A 15,984-nucleotide genomic window follows, 5' to 3' on the forward strand; every position below is an offset into this window, starting at 1 on the left:
GTCGGAGGTCAGCGACGCGCGCCACAAGTCGCACCGCTTTCGCAACGTGTTGGGGTGCCATGAACGACGCACTCTCCCCGGGGGCCGCGGCCCGCCTGTTGGGGGTCACGCCGACCACGCTGCGCAGTTGGGACCGGCGTTACGGGATCGGTCCCGGGGAGCGCAGCCCCGGCGGCCACCGCAGGTACTCACCGGCCGACATGGACCGGTTGCGGGAACTGTGCCGCCTGGTCGGTGAGGGCGTGCCCCCCGCCTCGGCCGCACAGCGGATCCTGGACCGGACCCCGGCGGCTCGGCCGGTCCTTCGCGCGTCCGCCGCCGTGTCCCAGAAGGATTCCCCGGACACGCCCGGGCGAACCGGACAGGATCACACTCACGCCCCAGCAGACCCCCACGACACCCCGTCAACACCACCCGGGAGCCCCTCCCGGTCCGCCCCAGGACGGCCGGGGCGGCCGGGCGGGGACACCCTGCCGCTCGGCTCCGCGTCCCCCTCCCTGCAGGGGATCGCCCGCGCCGCCATGCGCATGGACTCCGACCTGGTCGAACACCTGCTGCAGAGGGCCCTGGCCGAACACGGCACCGTCGCGGTCTGGGAGAACCTGGCGATGCCGCTGCTGTACGGAATGGGCCGCAAGTGGGAGGACACCCGCCGCTACGTGGAGGTGGAGCACCTGCTGTCCTGGTCGGTCTCCTCGGCGCTGCGCCGGGTGCCCCCGGGGCGGCCGGACCCGGCCGCGGGTCCGGGCCGCGCGCACGGATCCGGCCGGCCGGTGGTCCTGGCCTGCGCCCCGCACGAGATGCACAGCCTGCCGGTGGAGGCCCTGGCCGCGGCGTTGCGGGAGGCCGGGCGGGCCCACCGGGTCCTGGGGCCCTGCACCCCCGCCGAGGCGGTCGTGCGCACCGTCCGGCGGACCGGTCCGAGCGCCGTGGTGCTGTGGTGCCACACCCGTGGCGAACAGGGCGCCGGGGCGCTGCTGGCCGCCGCCGGGGCCGCCGACGCCGCCAGGGAACACGTCGGCCTGTACACGGCGGGCCCGGGTTGGCGCGGTGTGCGGGCGGCCCGGCGGTTCGCCGGCGGCCACCTGGGCTCCCTCACCGAGGCGATGGCCGCCCTGGCTCCCTGAACCGGCCCGGGGCCCCGCCGACGCGGGTGCGCAGGCTGTACCACAGGTGGTCGAGGGTGGTCCGGGACATCGCTCCGAGAGGGGTGGTCAGCCCCATCGCGAGCTCCCCCGGCAGGCGGGAGGTGCCGTCCAGGAAGGCCAGGACGTCGCCGAGCCGGTTGGCGGCGAAGAGCCGCGTGAAGAAGTCGGCGCCCGCCACCCGACCGCTGTCCAGCGCCCGGAGCATGATGGCGTCCATGGCCAGGTGCCTGGCCCGGTAGGGCACCGGAGGCACCGGGGTCCGGTCCTCGACCAGGGCCCGGGCCACCGCGGCCGTCTGGCGGGCCACCCCGCTGAAGGTGTAGCCGGTGGAGGGCCGGGTGGCCCCGCCCGCGGTGCCGATGCGGAACAGGCGCCGACCGGTACGGGTGGGGAAGGGCGCGTCGGTCATCGGGATCACCCCCTGTTCCGCGGCGGTGACCTCGACGTCCCCCAGCCCGACCCGGGCGCAGTGGTCGGTGAGCGCCTCGTCGTACTCGGCCGTGGTCAGGGCGCTGCGCCCGAACTCGGTGTACTCCACCAGCGCCTCCCGGGAGGACAGCGGGAGCACGTACCCGAAGGCCACCCCAGTGCGGGGCTGGGGCGGACGCAGGTCCATCAGAACGGCGGCCCCGGGGTCGAAGGCGTCGCGGGGGGCGCGCACGAACCAGCCCCGGAAGTGCTGGAGCAGGGTGGTGCGCCCGCCCTGCGGCACGGGCGGCGGACGCGAGTCGAAGACCCACCGGGCCCTCAGGCGGACCGCGGTCCCGTCGGGGGCGGTGGCGTGCACCGTGGCGTGGTCGGGGCCGTCGACCAGGGCGGTCACGTACAGCTCCCGCTGATCCAGGTGCTCGTCGGCGCGGTCGCGGACGTGCGCGGCCACGTCGGTGGAGCGCAGCATCTTGTACAGGTAGGGGTCGGCAGGGGAACGGTACTCGGCGCCGTCGGGCCCCAGCACGGTCAGATCGCGCCACCGTGCGGCCAGGAGCGGATCCCAGAGTCCGCCCTCCGCCTCCCAGAAGCACCAGGTGCGCGGGGGCGGCGTGTGCGGCCCGGGCGGTGGTTCCAGCAGGGCGGTGCGCAGGGGCCGTCCGCGTCGTTCGTTGACCCCGCCCATGCTATGGGCCAGGGTGAGCCCTGCGGCTCCCCCACCGATGATCACCACTTCGTAGTCGGCCATACCACCAGCATGCCGGGGCGCGGGGCGTTCGGCGGGTGGACACGGGAGGATCATGACCACCACGACGGGCCGGATGAAGACCGGAGCGGTCACCCACGAGTTCGACCACGCGGCCGACGCCTACGACAGGCTGGTCGGCGCCAACCCCGGATACCACCGCGACCTGCGCACCTCCGTGCGGCGGCTACGGCTGCCGGGGCGGGGGGAGGGCCTGCGCCTGCTGGACCTGGGGTGCGGGACCGGAGCGTCCACGGCGGCCCTTGCGGAGGCGGCGCCGCGGGCCCGGATCGTGGCTGTGGACGCCTCGCAGGGCATGCTCGACGCCGCACGGGCCAAGGTCTGGCCGCACGGTGTGGAATTCCACCGGGCGCGGGCCGAGACGCTGACCCCGGAGTGGGTGGCCGAGCGCCTGGGCGGCCCGGCGGACGCGGTGTTCGCCGCGTACCTGATCCGCAACGTCCCCGACCCCGACGCCCTGCTGTCCGCGATCTCGGCGGTGCTGCGGCCCGGCGGGCGCGTGGCCCTGCACGAGTACTCCGTGGCGGACTCGGTGTCGGCCCGGGCGGTGTGGACCGCGGTGTGCTGGGGGGTGGTCATCCCCTCCGGGCGGGCCCTGACCGGCCGCGCGGACCTGTTCCGCTACCTGTGGCGCAGCGTGGTGGAGTTCGACGGCGCCCGCGCCCTGCTGGCGCGGATGCGCGCCGCCGGGCTGGAGTCGGTGGCCGGGGCCCCGCTGCCGGGCTGGCAGTACGGGATCACCCACACCTTCGTCGGCGCCCGGCCCGGGGGCCGCTGGTGAACGCGGACGTACACGACCCGGCCGCGGAGGCGGTCCCGGCGCCCCCGCCGGTGGGACCGCCGCCGCGGAGCACCCCGCGGGTGGCGGTGGTGGGCGGGGGCATCGCCGGGCTGTCGGCCGCCCGCGCCCTGTCCGAGCGCGGTGTCCGGGTGCGGGTCCTGGAACGCGAGGAGGGGCTGGGCGGTCGGCTGCGCGGCTGGGACACCGAACTGGCGGACGGCTCCACCGCGACGATGAGCAGGGGCTTCCACGCCTTCTTCCGGCAGTACTACAACCTGCGCGCGCTGCTGCGCCACGCCGACCCGGAGCTGTCCGGCCTGGTGCCGTTGACGGACTACCCGCTGGTGCACTCCTCGGGGCTGGCCGACCGGTTCTCCGGCCTCCCTCCGGCCCCGCCGTGGAACGCCCTCGTCCTGGCGGCCACCAGCCGGAGTTTCCCGTTCCGTGAGCTGGCCGGGGTGAACCTGCCCGCCGCGCTGCAACTGCTGGACGTGGACGTGCCGGGTGTGCACGAACGCCTGGACCACCTGAGCGCCCAGGAGCTGCTGGACCTGGTCCGCTTCCCGCGCAGCGCCCGCCACCTGGCCTTCGAGGTCTTCAGCCGGAGTTTCTTCGCCGCACCCGAGCACCTGTCCGCGGCGGAGATGGCCGTGATGTTCCACATCTACTTCCTCGGTTCCGCCGAGGGGCTGGTGTTCGACGTGCCCCGCTCACCCTTCCCGCAGGCGCTGTGGGATCCGCTGGCCGAGCGCCTGCGCAGGTCGGGGGTCCGTTTCCACCAGGGGGCCCGGGTGGACCGGATCACCCCGTCGAGGGCCGACGCGGCCTCCGTGGCCTGGTCCGACAACAGCGGGGAGCACAGCTCGTCCTTCGACGGGGTGGTACTGGCCACGGATCCGCCCGGGCTGCGCCGCCTGGTGGCGGACTCCCCCGGCCTGGGCACCAGCGCCTGGCGGGCCCGGGTGGGCGCGCTGCCGTCCGCACCGCCGTTCCTGGTCTCCCGTTACTGGCTGGACCGGCCGGTGCGCCCCCATCGGCAGGCGTTCCTGGGCACCGCCGGGTACCCCACCCTGGACAACATCAGCGTCCTGGAACGCTACGAGGACCAGGCGTCGGCCTGGGCGCGGCGCACCGGCGGTTCGGTCGTGGAACTGCACGCCTACGCACTGCCGCAGGGGTGCGACCAGGCGGCCGAGCAGGCCTCGCTGTGGAAACAGGCACTGACCGCCTACCCCGAACTGCGCGCGGCGCGGGTGGTGGACGCCCGGCACGAGGTGCGGCAGGACTGCCCGCTGTTCCCACCGGGTGGTTACGCAGGGCGTTGCACGGTGACCACACCGGTCCCCTGGCTGACGGTGGCCGGTGACCACGTGCGGGTGGACCTGCCGGTGGCGTTGATGGAGCGCGCGGCCACCAGCGGTGTCCTGGCCGCCAACGCCCTGCTCACCCGGTGGGGGCTGCCGGGCCACACCGTGTGGAGCGTGCCCCGCCGGGGCAGGTTCGCTCCGCTGCGCGCCGCGGCCCGGTCCCTGCGTCAGCCGGGCCAGCAGCCGCGGGCACGAAGCAGGTAGCGGCGTTCGGCGTAGGCGAGGTCGTCGCGCCACAGGCGGCGGGCGGCCATCCGCATCAGTGGGCGGACCGCCCCCGCGGCCCTGCGGGCCAGCGCGAAGCCGGTGCGTTCGGAGGCGGCGACGGTCGCTTCGATGACGGCGGTGCGGGGCACGCCGCGCTCGTCCACGCCCAACGGGGTGGCGTGGGTCTCCACCACGCTCCCCTCCCCCTCGCCCTCGATGATGCGCATGACCACGGTCCGGGGCTCGGGGCAGGTGAACTCGGCGCGCACCGGCACGCCCCACTGGCCGGCCACCCGGAAGCCGACGTCCACCACCATCCGGTCCGGATCGGGGTCGGGGCCGCTCGGTACTTCGGTCACCCGGAGCCCGACGAACGAGTAGGGATGGAACCAGGAACCGTGCCAGGGGTCGAGCCGGTTGGCGACCACGTCCTCGGGTTCGCACCGGCCCGCCATGCTCTCCACCGCCGCGACGCGCAGGGCGGCCGCGGGGCGTTCGGGGACGACGGGTGCGTCCAGGGGCTCCTCGCCGCCCGCGCGGTCCAGACGCACCCACACGAGCACGCCGTCGTCGTGGGCGGGGTAGGGGCTCCAACCGGGGAAGCCCTCGGCCCCCAGGGAGAGCCCGTGCCAGCGGCACACCAGGCGCCCCCGGTCCACCGCTCCCCGACACAGCGGTGCGCCCAGGTGGGGGCAGGCCCCCGGGCCCGCGTGCACGACCCCGTCGGGGGTGCGCCAGGCGACCAGTTCGGTGCCGGCCACCACCCGGCCGAAGGGGCGGTCGGTCCGCACCTCGTCGGCGGCGGCCAGGACGTACCAGTTGCCCGAGGGACGGGCCAGGGCACGTTTGAGGGCCGCCCCGATCACCCCCGGGGCAGCCTCCCGCCAGGTGGGTTCCTGGCGGGCCCAGGTGCCCCTGGGCATCCGGCGCAGGGGGATCCGTCGCGGTTCGGGGTCGGGCAGGGACATCTGTGCTCTCCTCAGGGGGTGGAGCTGCGGGGTCGCGGGACGGCCCGTGCCCACAGGGAGCGGGCGAGGGCGGGCATGGCCGCCGCCATCTTGCGGGTGTCGGACACCCGGTGGCGGACGCTCCACACGTCGAAGTCCGCCGCGGCGATCTCGTCCAGGATGGCCCGGTAGAGGCGCAGGGCGGTGGCGACACACGGCCGGGCCACCGGTTCGAGCATCGCCACCCCGGGTTCGGCCAGCCGGTAGAGGTCCCGGTTGACCTGCACCAGTTCGGCGACGGCCCGCCGCACCCGGGGGTCCGGGGCGCGGGTGCCGGCGCAATGCTCCAGCAGGGCCCGGTCGACGCCGTGCCGGTCCAGGGTGTCGGCGGGCAGGTAGACGCGCCCGCGGCCGAGGTCCTCCGCCACGTCGCGCAGGAAGTTGGTGAGTTGGAAGGCCTCGCCCAGGGCGGCGGCGTGCGGCGCGGCCTCCTCGCGGGGCGCGACGGTGCCCAGGACGGGCAGGACCTGGAGCCCGATCACCGCGGCCGATCCGTACATGTACTCGCGCAGGTGGTCGAGGTCGCGGTACCCGGTCTCCGTCAGGTCCATCCGCATGGAGGCCATGAAGGCGGTGAAGTACTCGGGCGGCAGCGCGTAGCGGCGCACGGTGTGCGCCAGGGCGCGCAGGACCGGTTCCGCCGGTTCGGCCCCGGACAGGGCCGCGGCGAGGTCGACGTCGATGCGGTCCAGGCGGGACCTGCGGTCCTCGACCGTGGTCCCGGGGGCCGGTTCGTCGACGATGTCGTCCACCCAGCGGGCGAACCCGTAGAGCGCGTGGATGCCGGGGCGGCGTTCGGGGGGCAGGACCCGGGTGGCCGTGTAGTAGGTGCGGCCGTGGTGGGCGTGCAGCCCGCGACAGCGCAGGTAGTCCTCGCGCAAGCGCCGGGCGGTGATACCCGCGGCGTCCAGTTCGGCGGTGGCGGTGCTCATCGGCGTCCCCGTCGTTTCGATGCGGCCAGAAGGCGCGCGGCGGCCAGTTTCCCCGAGAGCAGCACGGTGGGCAGCCCCACTCCCGGTGTGGTGCCGCAACCCGCGAGGACGGCGTTGGCGGTGCCGGGCACGGTGTTGCGGGGGCGGAAGGGGCCCGTCTGGGCGAAGGTGTGCGCCAACGAGAACGGGGTCCCCCGGGCCAGGCCCTGGCGGGCCCAGTCGGCCGGGGTGACCAGCCGTTCGGCGCGTACCGAGGCGTCCAGTCCGGTGAGTCCGCGCTCCTCCAGGGTCCGGACGACGGCGTCGCGGTAGCGCGGGCCCTCCCGGTCCCAGTCGGTGTCGCCCGCGGCGAGGTTGGGGGCGGGGGCCAGGACGTAGAGCAGGTGGTGGCCGTCCGGGGCCAGCGAGGGGTCGGTGAGCGTGGGCTGGGTGACCAGCAGCGAGGGGTCGCTCATCGGGCGCCCCTGGTCGATGATCTCGGTGAAGGTGCGCTCCCACTGCTCTCCGAAGGAGATGGTGTGGTGGGTCAGGTGGTCCCAGGTGCGGTCGGTGCCCAGGTGCAGGACCACCGCCGAGGGCGAGAACCGGTGCGGCACCGGGCGCCGCGGACGGTGGCCCAGGAGGCGGTGGGCGGCGGGCAGGTCGACGGTGAGCACGACCTGGTCGCAGGCGATGCGTTCGCCCTGGTCGGTCAGTACCGCCGTGACCCGGTCGCCGGACCGTTCCAGCCGGGTGACGTCGCACCCGTAACGCAGCCGTGCGCCCGCCTTGGCGGCGGCTCCCGCCAGGGCGTCGGCGATGGCGCGCATCCCGCCGCGCGGGAAGTACACGCCCGCGATGGTGTCCATGTAGGCGATGACGGCGTAGGCGGCCAGCGCCCGTTCGGGCGCCACCCCGGCATACAGCGACTGGAAGGAGAAGATCCTGCGCAGGCGCTCGTCCCCGAGGTGGCGGCCGACCGCGGGGGCCAGCCGGCCGAAGCCGCCCATCGCCGCCAACCGCGCCAGGTCCGGGCCGAGCAGGTCCAGGGGCGAGTCGAACCGGGCGTCGATGAACGAGCGCATCTCCACCTCGTACAGGCGGGTGAGCCACTCGCGCAGACGCAGGTAACCGACCGCCTCCCGGATCCCGGCGACCCTGGCGACCTCGGCGGTCATCCGGCGGCGGTCGGTGTGCACGTCGATGACGGAACCGTCGGCGAAGGAGGCGCGGTAGGCCGGGGCCAGCGGCAGGAGGTCGAGGCGGTCCCGGAGGCTCTCGCCGACCGCCGCGAAGGCCTCGTCCAGGATTTCGGGCATGGTCAGGACCGTGGGCCCGGTGTCGACGCGGAAGCCGTCCATGTCCAGGCGGCCGGCCCGGCCGCCCGGGTGCTCCTCGCGTTCGACGAGGACCACGTCGCGTCCGGCACCGAGCAGGTGCAGGGCACAGGACAGGCCGGACAGCCCGGCGCCCACGACGACCACGGGGTCCCGGCCGGTACGGGGGCGCCCGGGCGGCCGGGGGAGCCCGGTGACTGGCTGCGGTGTCTGGACAGGGTTCACGGGATCTCTTCCGTTCGTGGGTGGGGTTCGTGGGCGGGGCCGGTCAGATGCGTGCCGCGGTGTCGGCGAAGCCGGCCAACCCCTCCCGCAGGGCCGGGTCGAGGTCGAGGTCGGCGAGGCGGGCCGTCCCCCGCCCGGCCAGGGCGCGGCAGCGTCCGTGGACCAGGGCTCGGGCGCCCACGCGGTCGAGCGCGGCGGCGGCCTCGGCCGGGTCCACGGGAACGGCCCCCACCCCCTCCAACAGGGCCAGGGCGGCGAGGTCACCACGCTCACGGGCCAGTTCGATCCCCGCCGCGAGGAGCATGGTGTTCTTGCCCTCGCGCAGGTCCTCCCCCGGTTCCTTCCCGGTGCGGTCCGGGTCCCCGTAGAGGTCCAGGAGGTCGTCGCGGAGTTGGAAGGCCACCCCCACGTCACGGCCGTAGCCGCGCAGCGCCTCCTCGGTCGCGGCGGGGGCTCCGGCCATGACCGCTCCCAGTTGCAGGGGGCGTTCGACGGTGTAGGAGGCCGTCTTGAGCCGGTCGGTCCGCAGGGCGGTGCGCACCGAGCGCTCGGCACGCGCCTGGGAGCGCAGGTCCAGGAACTGCCCGACCATCACCTCGGTGCGCATGTCGCTCCACACGCGGTACGCCCGGGCCCGGGTGACCAGGTCGGCGAGTGCCCCGTACAGCAGGTCGTCCGCCCAGGCCAGGGCGAGGTCGCCGGTCAGGACCGCCATGGAGTCGCCGTAGCGGGCGGACTCACCGCGGTAGCGGCGCCTGCGGTGCGCCGCGGCGTGGGCGGCGTGCACGGAGGGCTCCCCCCGCCGGGTGGGCGCCGCGTCCATGACGTCGTCGTGGACCAGCGCGAAGGTCTGGAGCATCTCGATGGCGGCCCCGGCGGACAGTGCCGCCCGGGCCGGGCCGCCCCGGGCGTCGCCCCCGCCTGCGAGCCACCCCCACCAGAGCAGGACGGACCGGAGCCGTTTGCCGCCCAGGGTGAAGGAGACGATGCGTTCGGCCAGTTCACGGCCGCACCCGGGGTCGAGCAGATCCACTTCGCGTACCCGTGCGCCCAGGTGTTCGTGCAGGACCCCGCCCACGGCCGCCCGGACCCCGTCGACGTCCCCGGCCGGGGCTCGCCCGGGTACGGCGGGTGCTTCCCTACCGGTTTCGGTGATGACAACCTCCTCAACGGAAGGCACAACGAACCAAATGTCTCGTTTTCCATGATTCTTCTATTCCGAACTATTACACATCGCGCTCTTCCCGGGCCACCCAACACTTCGAGGTCCCCCTAAACTCGTTCCCGGTGACCGGAGGGCCCGGTCACCGCGACGTTGGGAGACCCATGGACAGCGCGCCCAGAACCCGGCCCGCCGTGCCCGAGGGGTCGACCGCGTCCGGGGTGGAGGCGTCGGCTGCGAACGCGTCCACGCCGAATCCGGACGAACCGCACGGCCCCGGGGCGAACGGGCCGCGCTCCCGCACGGACCTGTACATGGCGCTGCAGACCGACGGTCAGCAGTTGGCGGTGGGACTGGTGCGGTTGCTGCACCGGATGTCGGAGCGCTCGGGCATGAACCCGACCGACTTCCAGTGCTACACACTGCTGCGGGTGGCCGGAACCATGACCCCGGGGGAGATCGCGGACAGCCTGTGCCTGTCCACGGGTTCGGTGACCGGGGTGATCGACCGGATGGAGGCGCACGGCCTGGTCGAACGCACCCCCCACCCGCTGGACCGGCGCAAGGTCGCGGTGCGCCTGGTGGAGGGGGCCGAGAAGATGGCCGCCGGCACCGCGCCGGGGATGCGCGACGTCATGACCTCTCTGCACGAGGACTACTCGCTGGAGGAGCTGGAGGTGATCACGGGCTGGCTGGACCGGGTGAACACGGCTCTGGACACGCTCGTCGCCCAGCGGACGCCCCGCCGCCACTGACGGCTCCGTCCGGCCGCCCCGGCGGACCGACACCTCCAGGGAACCGGAGTCCCGGGGACCGGCGCTTCGCCCCTGACTCCGGAGTTGCGTTCGAAGACCGACATGGCACACTTTGTCGGAACTCTCCGTGAGCGAACGCTCGCTTTACTGCCAGGGACCAAAGCCTCTACCATCCCACGGGACATGTCCGTGGCCGGTGCAGGAACCGGCGCTCCAACCCCCGTACACCCAGCGGGGCTGGGAAGGAGCCACCATCTCATCCCTGCGCGAGTACGTTCGCGACCACACCAACCCACCCGTCTTCGTCGTCTCAGGCGCAGTCATCATCGCCTTCGTCGTGCTGGGGATCGTCCTCACCGATCCCCTGCTGGCCGGGGCCTCGGCCGCCCGTGACTGGATCGGCTCCCAGCTGGGCTGGTTCTACGTGCTGGCGACCACCTTCTTCCTCGGCGTGGCCGTCTTCCTGATGCTGAGCAGGTTCGGGAAGATCAGGCTCGGACCCGACGACTCCAGGCCCGAGTTCGGCACGATCGCCTGGTTCGCGATGCTGTTCACCACGGGTATGGGCATCGGCCTCGTCTTCTGGGGCGTCGCCGAGCCCGTCACCCACCTGCACTCACCGCGTTCCAGCGAGCTGGCCCCGGTCGCCCCCGAGCCCGGCGCGGACCCGGTGCCCCAGCCCGAGGCGGTCGGGGAGGCCCTGGGGCTGAGCTTCTTCCACTGGAGCTTCCACCCCTGGGCGATCTACATCGCCCTCGGGCTGTCCCTGGGCTACTTCGCCTTCCGCAAGGGGCTGCCGTTGCGCCCCGCGTCGGCGCTCTACCCGCTACTCGGCGACAGGGCCTTCGGCTGGCCGGGCAACCTGGTGGACATCCTGGCGGTGTTCGGCACCATCTTCGGCCTGGCGACCTCGCTCGGTCTGGGCACCCTGCAGATCAACGGCGGCCTGTCCGAGGTCTTCGGGCTGCCGAACAACTCGTGGTCCCAGTCGGCCATCATCATCGTGATCACCGGCATCGCCCTGTTCAGCGTCCTGTCCGGGATCGACAAGGGCATCCGCCGCCTGTCGGTGATCAACCTGTGGCTGGCGTTCATCCTGCTGGCGTTCGTCTTCGCCGTGGGACCCAAGCTGTGGATGATCAGCTCCACGCTCACCGGAGCGGGCGAGTACCTGGGCAACCTGGTCCCCTGGAGCCTGTCCTTCCCGAGCCCACTCGCCGACGAGACCGCCGCGAACTTCACCACCGGCTGGAGCGTCTTCTACTGGGGCTGGTGGATCTCCTGGGCGCCCTTCGTCGGTGTCTTCCTGGCCCGCATCTCCTACGGCCGCACCATCCGCGAGTTCATCCTCGGCGCCCTGTTCGCCCCGGTCGTGGTCTCCCTGCTGTGGTTCGGGGTGTTCGGCGGTTCCGGCCTGTACTACGAACTGTTCGGTGAGGGCGGCTTCAACGAGGGCGACGAGGCCCAGGCCGCCTACCACCTGCTGGACGCCCTGCCCCTGGCCCCGGCGGTCACGGTGATCGCCTCCGTCCTGCTGATCCTGGTGGTGACCATCTTCTTCGTCACCTCCTCCGACTCCGGATCACTGGTGGTGGACACCCTCACCAACGGCGGGGACACCAAACCGCTCCGGCTCCAGCGCGCCTTCTGGGCGGTCAGCGAGGGCGGCGTGACGCTCATCCTGCTGGTGCTGGGCGGGACGAACGCCCTGGACGCGCTCCAGGCGGCCTCCGTGGTCACGGGCCTGCCCTTCGCGGTCATCCTCGTGTTCATGCTGTGGGGGCTGTTCAAGGGGCTGGGCAACGAACCCAAGCCCGGTGAGGCCAAACGGCTGCGGGCGGAGGACCGGCCGCCGCCGGCCCGCACGGGAAGCGTCCGGGTGGACCGCAGGAACGAGGGCGACAGTCCAGAGGAGGCAGAGGGCACATGACACCCAAGAGGTTCAGCAACCCCTTCCACGGGGTCGTTGACATGATCACCGAGATGAACCGCATCTCCGACACCATGTCCTCGATAGAGGGCGGTCAGGCCGGCGAGCGCGAACGCGGCTTCGCCGACGCCTGGAGCCCGCCCACCGACATCCTCGCCAAGGGAAGCGACCTGGTGATCCGCTGCGAGGTGCCGGGGGTGTACGAGGAGGACGTGGCGATCAGCCTCAACCACGGCATCCTGACCATCAGCGGGGAGCGGCAGCGCGACGGCGAGGACGTCGTCTACTACTCCTCGGAACGGTTCATGGGTACGTTCCGCCGCGAGATCAGCCTCCCCGACGGGGTCGAGGAGGAGGACATCACGGCCAGCTACGGTGAGGGGCTCCTGGAGGTCGTCGTGCGCGGGGCCGCCAACCAGCGGGGCCCCAAGCGCATCACCGTCACGCGGCGCAAGCGCCGCTGACCCGCCCCCGAGGCACCCGGCCCCGTCGGAGGACACCCTCCGGCGGGGCTTTTTACGTGTCCGCGGGAACCAGGGCCGCCGCGTGACCGACTCTCCTACCGAACGGCCGCGTCCGACGGCCCGTCCGAGGAGATCCCATGGCCCACGCCCGAACCCTGTCCCTGGCGCCGCTGTCCCTCACCCTGCTCCTGGCCCTGACCGCCTGCGGCGGCACCGGCACCGCCGAGGCCCCCGACACCGCCGGAGCCGACGGCTCCTCCACGGATGACGGCGGGGCCGGAACCGCGGCCGACGGCTCCTCCGTCACCGACCCCTGGATCAAGGCGGCCACCGAGGACGACGGTATGACCGCGGTCTTCGGCGAGATCGTCAACGGCACCGGGACCGACGTCACCGTCGTCGCCGCCGCACACGAGGGTTCCGAGACCGCGGAGCTGCACGAGGTGGTGGGCGAGGGCACCGAGGGGACCATGCGGGAGAAGGAGGACGGCTTCCTCGTCCCCGCCGGCGGAGCCCTCCCGCTGACCCCGGGCGGGGACCACATCATGCTGATGGGTCTGACCGGGGACCTGGAGCCCGGATCGGAGACCGCCCTCACCCTGGAGTTCTCCGACGGCTCCACCACCGAGTTCACCGCACCGGTCAAGGAACACGCCGGAGCCAACGAGGAGTACGAGGGCGGCGATGGCCACGGAGACCACGAAGGCGGGGCCGAGCACGGGGAGCACGAGGGCGACGACGAGCACGGGGACCACTGATGGGCGCTGCCGGGCACCAGGACGAAGGGCCGCCCCACGGTCGGCTGAGCCGCCGCAACCTGTTCCTGGGCGGGGCCGCGGCCGGGGCGGGCGCGCTCGGCGCCACCCTCACCCACCGGGTGCTGCCCACCGACGAACCCGAACCGGCCGCCCCTCCCCCGCCGCACGGTGAACAGACCGTCGCCTTCCACGGGACCCACCAGGCCGGGGTACAGACCGCGCCCCAGGCGCACGCCACCCTCCTCGGCATCGACCTGGAGCCGGAGGTGACGGCGGAGGGCGTGCGCCGACTGCTGTTCCTGCTCAGCGACGACGCCGCACGCCTGGCCCGGGGCGAACCGGCGCTGGCCGACACCGAGCCCGAACTCGCCCGGGTGCCCGCCCGCCTGACCGTGACCTTCGGCTTCGGCCCGGGCCTGGTGGAGCGGGTGGACCCCGACGCGGTCCCGGACTGGCTCACCGACCTTCCCGACTTCGAACACGACGACCTCGACCCCGCCTGGGGCCAGACCGACCTGCTGCTCCAGGTGTGCGCCGACGACCCGGTCACCGTCTCGCACGCCGCCCGGATCCTGCTGAAGGACTCCCGGGCGTTCGGCCGGCTGCGCTGGAGCCAGGACGGCTTCCGCCGCGCCCACGGATCCCAACCCGACGGGACCACCATGCGCAACCTCATGGGCCAGGTGGACGGCACCGTCAACCCCGCTCCCGGAACCGAGGACTTCGAGCGCCTGGTGTGGGGCGGGGCCGGACCGGACTGGCTGACCGGGGGCACCTCCCTGGTCCTGCGCCGGATCGCCACCCACCTGGACACCTGGGACGAACTGGACCGCCCCGCCCGCGAGGCGGTGATCGGGCGCAGGCTGTCCGACGGCGCACCGCTGACCGGGGACAGTGAAGACGACGAACCCGACTTCGAGGCCAAGGGGGACGGCGGACTCCCGGTGATCGCCGACTTCGCGCACGTGCGCCGCGCCCGCACCGGGGACCCGGACGAACGGATGTTCCGCCGCGGCTACAACTACGACGACCGGGCCAGGGGGGAGGCGGGGCTGCTGTTCGTCTCCTTCCAGGCCGACCCGGTACGTCAGTTCCTGCCCGTCCAGCGCCGCCTGGACGAACTGGACCTGCTCAACCAGTGGGTGACGGCGGTGGGATCGGCCGTGTACGCGATCCCGCCCGGCTGCGCCGAAGGAGGGTTCGTCGGCCAGGGCCTGGTGGAGGGCTGACCGGCCCGCGGGGCCCGGGAAACGGGACCGGGCCCGCCCCGCGGCGTGCGGAGCGGGCCCGGAACGGACCGGAACACGGGAGCCTAGAACTCGCGGTCGGCCTCGTAGGGGCCGATCACGGCCAGCGCGCGCGGGCGGGCCAGCAGCTCGGCCGCGGCCTCGGCCACGTCGTCACGGGTGACGGCGTCGTACCGGGCCAGGTCCTCGTCGATGGAGGAGTGCCGCGGCCGGGTCAGCTCGTGTGAGAGCAGGCGTCCCATCCGGGCGCTGGTGCCCTCGCTGCCCAGCACCATGGCCCCCTGGATCTGGCCCTTGGCCCGGCTCAGCTCCTCCGAGGTGATACCGGAGGCGGCCACCTTGGCCAGCTCGTCACGGCAGACCCCGATGACCTCGTCGGCCTTCTCCGGCAGGCAGCCCGCGTAGATCTGGAAGGTGCCGGTGTCGGCGTAGGCCGTGTGGTAGGCCTGCACCGCGTAGGCCAGGCCGCGCTTCTCCCGCACCTCCTGGAACAGGCGGGACGACATACCGCCGCCCAGGGCGGCGCTGAGCAGGCGCAGGGCGTGCCAGCGCGGGTCGGCGCGGGTCAGGCCCTCCGAGCCCAGGATGATGTGGGCCTGTTCGGTCTCCCGCGGCTGCACGACCGTGCCGCCGTACGTGCGCACCGGCTCACCGGGCCCGCGCGGACGGGACGGGCGGGCGTCGCCCGCGGCCGCCAACTGGTCGGCGAACATCGCCCGGACCTGCTCGACGACCTTGTCGTGCTCCAGGCTGCCCGCCGCCGTGACGATGAGCTCCGAGGGCACGTAGGCGTCCCGGTACTGCTCGGCGATGCGGTCGCGGGTCAGCGCCCCGATGCTGTCGGTGGTGCCCAGGATGGGGCGGCCCAGCGGGGTGTCGCCGAAGAAGTGCTCCGCGAAGACGTCGTCCACCAGATCGGCGGGCTCGTCCTCGTACATGGCGATCTCCTCCAGGATCACGCCACGCTCGGTCTCCACCTCGCCCTCGTCGAGCACGGAGTTGGCGACCATGTCGCCGACCACGTCCACCGCCAGCGGCAGGTCCCGGTCCAGGACCTTCGCGTAGTAGCAGGTGTGCTCCTTGGTGGTGTAGGCGTTGTGGTCGGCGCCCACCCCGTCCAGCAGCGCGGAAATCTCCAGCGCCGACCGGGTCCTGGTCCCCTTGAACAACAGGTGCTCCAGGAAGTGCGCCGACCCCGCGTGCGCGGAGTCCTCGTCGCGGGAACCGGTGGCCGCGGAGATCCCGAAGGCCGCGGACCGGCCCCCGGGGATGTTCTCGGTGACCACGCGCAGTCCGCCGGGCAGCACCGTCCGACGCACCAGACCGGAACCGCCGTCGGGCTCCAGCAGTGTCACGGTCGTGCCCGGATCCTGCTCGGCGGCGATGGGGACAGAACTCATAAATCCTTCTTCTACGCGTCGGAACATCCAGCAGAGCATACGTGTCGAACGACGGCGGGGCGGCCGCATCGTGAAAGACGCGACCGCCCC

General features: G+C 73.5%; 14 protein-coding genes. 8 read left to right on the top strand and 6 right to left on the bottom strand.

Annotated elements, in window-relative coordinates:
* Positions 1 to 59: 59 nt before the first annotated feature.
* Positions 60 to 1,127 carry a MerR family transcriptional regulator gene (locus ACUKCB_RS15290; protein WP_473036292.1) on the top strand — a complete coding sequence of 356 codons (1,068 nt, stop codon included), beginning with the start codon at positions 60 to 62 and terminating at the stop codon, positions 1,125 to 1,127.
* Here the strand turns inward: ACUKCB_RS15290 and ACUKCB_RS15295 are convergent.
* A complete protein-coding gene (locus ACUKCB_RS15295) occupies positions 1,096 to 2,325 on the bottom strand; it encodes a lycopene cyclase family protein (RefSeq protein ID WP_473036293.1) in 1,230 nt (409 codons plus the stop codon). The two genes, ACUKCB_RS15290 and ACUKCB_RS15295, sit on opposite strands and share 32 nt — an antisense overlap.
* Positions 2,326 to 2,377: 52 nt before the next feature.
* Between ACUKCB_RS15295 and ACUKCB_RS15300 the strand changes: the two genes are divergently transcribed.
* Together ACUKCB_RS15300 and ACUKCB_RS15305 are read left to right on the top strand one after the other, a co-directional pair.
* Complete coding sequence (locus ACUKCB_RS15300) at positions 2,378 to 3,124, top strand: class I SAM-dependent methyltransferase (RefSeq protein WP_473036294.1); 747 nt, start codon at positions 2,378 to 2,380, stop codon at positions 3,122 to 3,124.
* Positions 3,121 to 4,695 (top strand): FAD-dependent oxidoreductase, encoded by a 1,575-nt coding sequence (locus tag ACUKCB_RS15305; protein ID WP_473036295.1) that lies wholly within the window; start codon positions 3,121 to 3,123, stop codon positions 4,693 to 4,695. The genes ACUKCB_RS15300 and ACUKCB_RS15305 overlap by 4 nt, the downstream gene beginning before the upstream one ends.
* Here the strand turns inward: ACUKCB_RS15305 and ACUKCB_RS15310 are convergent.
* From ACUKCB_RS15310 to ACUKCB_RS15325, 4 genes are all read right to left on the bottom strand, one after another.
* On the bottom strand, positions 4,659 to 5,666 hold the full coding sequence (locus ACUKCB_RS15310) for a DUF5914 domain-containing protein (RefSeq protein WP_473036296.1): 1,008 nt from the start codon (positions 5,664 to 5,666) through the stop codon (positions 4,659 to 4,661). The genes ACUKCB_RS15305 and ACUKCB_RS15310 overlap by 37 nt on opposite strands.
* Before the next feature lie 11 nt (positions 5,667 to 5,677).
* A complete protein-coding gene (locus ACUKCB_RS15315; RefSeq protein WP_473036297.1) occupies positions 5,678 to 6,637 on the bottom strand; it encodes a phytoene/squalene synthase family protein in 960 nt (319 codons plus the stop codon).
* Entirely contained in the window at positions 6,634 to 8,100 is a 1,467-nt protein-coding gene (gene crtI, locus ACUKCB_RS15320) for a phytoene desaturase family protein (RefSeq protein ID WP_473041017.1), read from the bottom strand. The genes ACUKCB_RS15315 and crtI overlap by 4 nt, the downstream gene beginning before the upstream one ends.
* Positions 8,101 to 8,221: 121 nt before the next feature.
* Positions 8,222 to 9,256: a polyprenyl synthetase family protein gene (locus ACUKCB_RS15325; RefSeq protein WP_473041018.1), complete on the bottom strand. Its 1,035-nt coding sequence runs from the start codon at positions 9,254 to 9,256 to the stop codon at positions 8,222 to 8,224.
* A 398-nt stretch (positions 9,257 to 9,654) separates the two neighbouring features.
* On the opposite strand from ACUKCB_RS15325, the gene ACUKCB_RS15330 reads away from it, so the two are divergent.
* From ACUKCB_RS15330 to ACUKCB_RS15350, 5 genes are all read left to right on the top strand, one after another.
* Positions 9,655 to 10,095: a MarR family winged helix-turn-helix transcriptional regulator gene (locus ACUKCB_RS15330; protein WP_473036298.1), complete on the top strand. Its 441-nt coding sequence runs from the start codon at positions 9,655 to 9,657 to the stop codon at positions 10,093 to 10,095.
* Positions 10,096 to 10,357: 262 nt separating this feature from the next.
* On the top strand, positions 10,358 to 12,025 hold the full coding sequence (locus ACUKCB_RS15335; protein WP_473041019.1) for a BCCT family transporter: 1,668 nt from the start codon (positions 10,358 to 10,360) through the stop codon (positions 12,023 to 12,025).
* The gene (locus ACUKCB_RS15340; RefSeq protein ID WP_473036299.1) at positions 12,022 to 12,489 is read left to right on the top strand and encodes an Hsp20/alpha crystallin family protein; all 468 of its coding nucleotides are present in this window, start codon (positions 12,022 to 12,024) and stop codon (positions 12,487 to 12,489) included. The genes ACUKCB_RS15335 and ACUKCB_RS15340 overlap by 4 nt, the downstream gene beginning before the upstream one ends.
* 137 nt (positions 12,490 to 12,626) lie before the next feature.
* Positions 12,627 to 13,247 (top strand): copper chaperone PCu(A)C, encoded by a 621-nt coding sequence (locus tag ACUKCB_RS15345; protein ID WP_473036300.1) that lies wholly within the window; start codon positions 12,627 to 12,629, stop codon positions 13,245 to 13,247.
* The gene (locus ACUKCB_RS15350) at positions 13,247 to 14,476 is read left to right on the top strand and encodes a Dyp-type peroxidase (protein WP_473036301.1); all 1,230 of its coding nucleotides are present in this window, start codon (positions 13,247 to 13,249) and stop codon (positions 14,474 to 14,476) included. The genes ACUKCB_RS15345 and ACUKCB_RS15350 overlap by 1 nt, the downstream gene beginning before the upstream one ends.
* 83 nt (positions 14,477 to 14,559) lie before the next feature.
* Here ACUKCB_RS15350 and ACUKCB_RS15355 read toward each other — a convergent pair whose 3' ends face one another.
* Positions 14,560 to 15,894, bottom strand: coding sequence for a M16 family metallopeptidase (locus tag ACUKCB_RS15355; protein WP_473036302.1), 1,335 nt, complete (start codon positions 15,892 to 15,894; stop codon positions 14,560 to 14,562).
* Positions 15,895 to 15,984: the final 90 nt, after the last annotated feature.

This window comes from Nocardiopsis moroccensis (assembly GCF_055763695.1).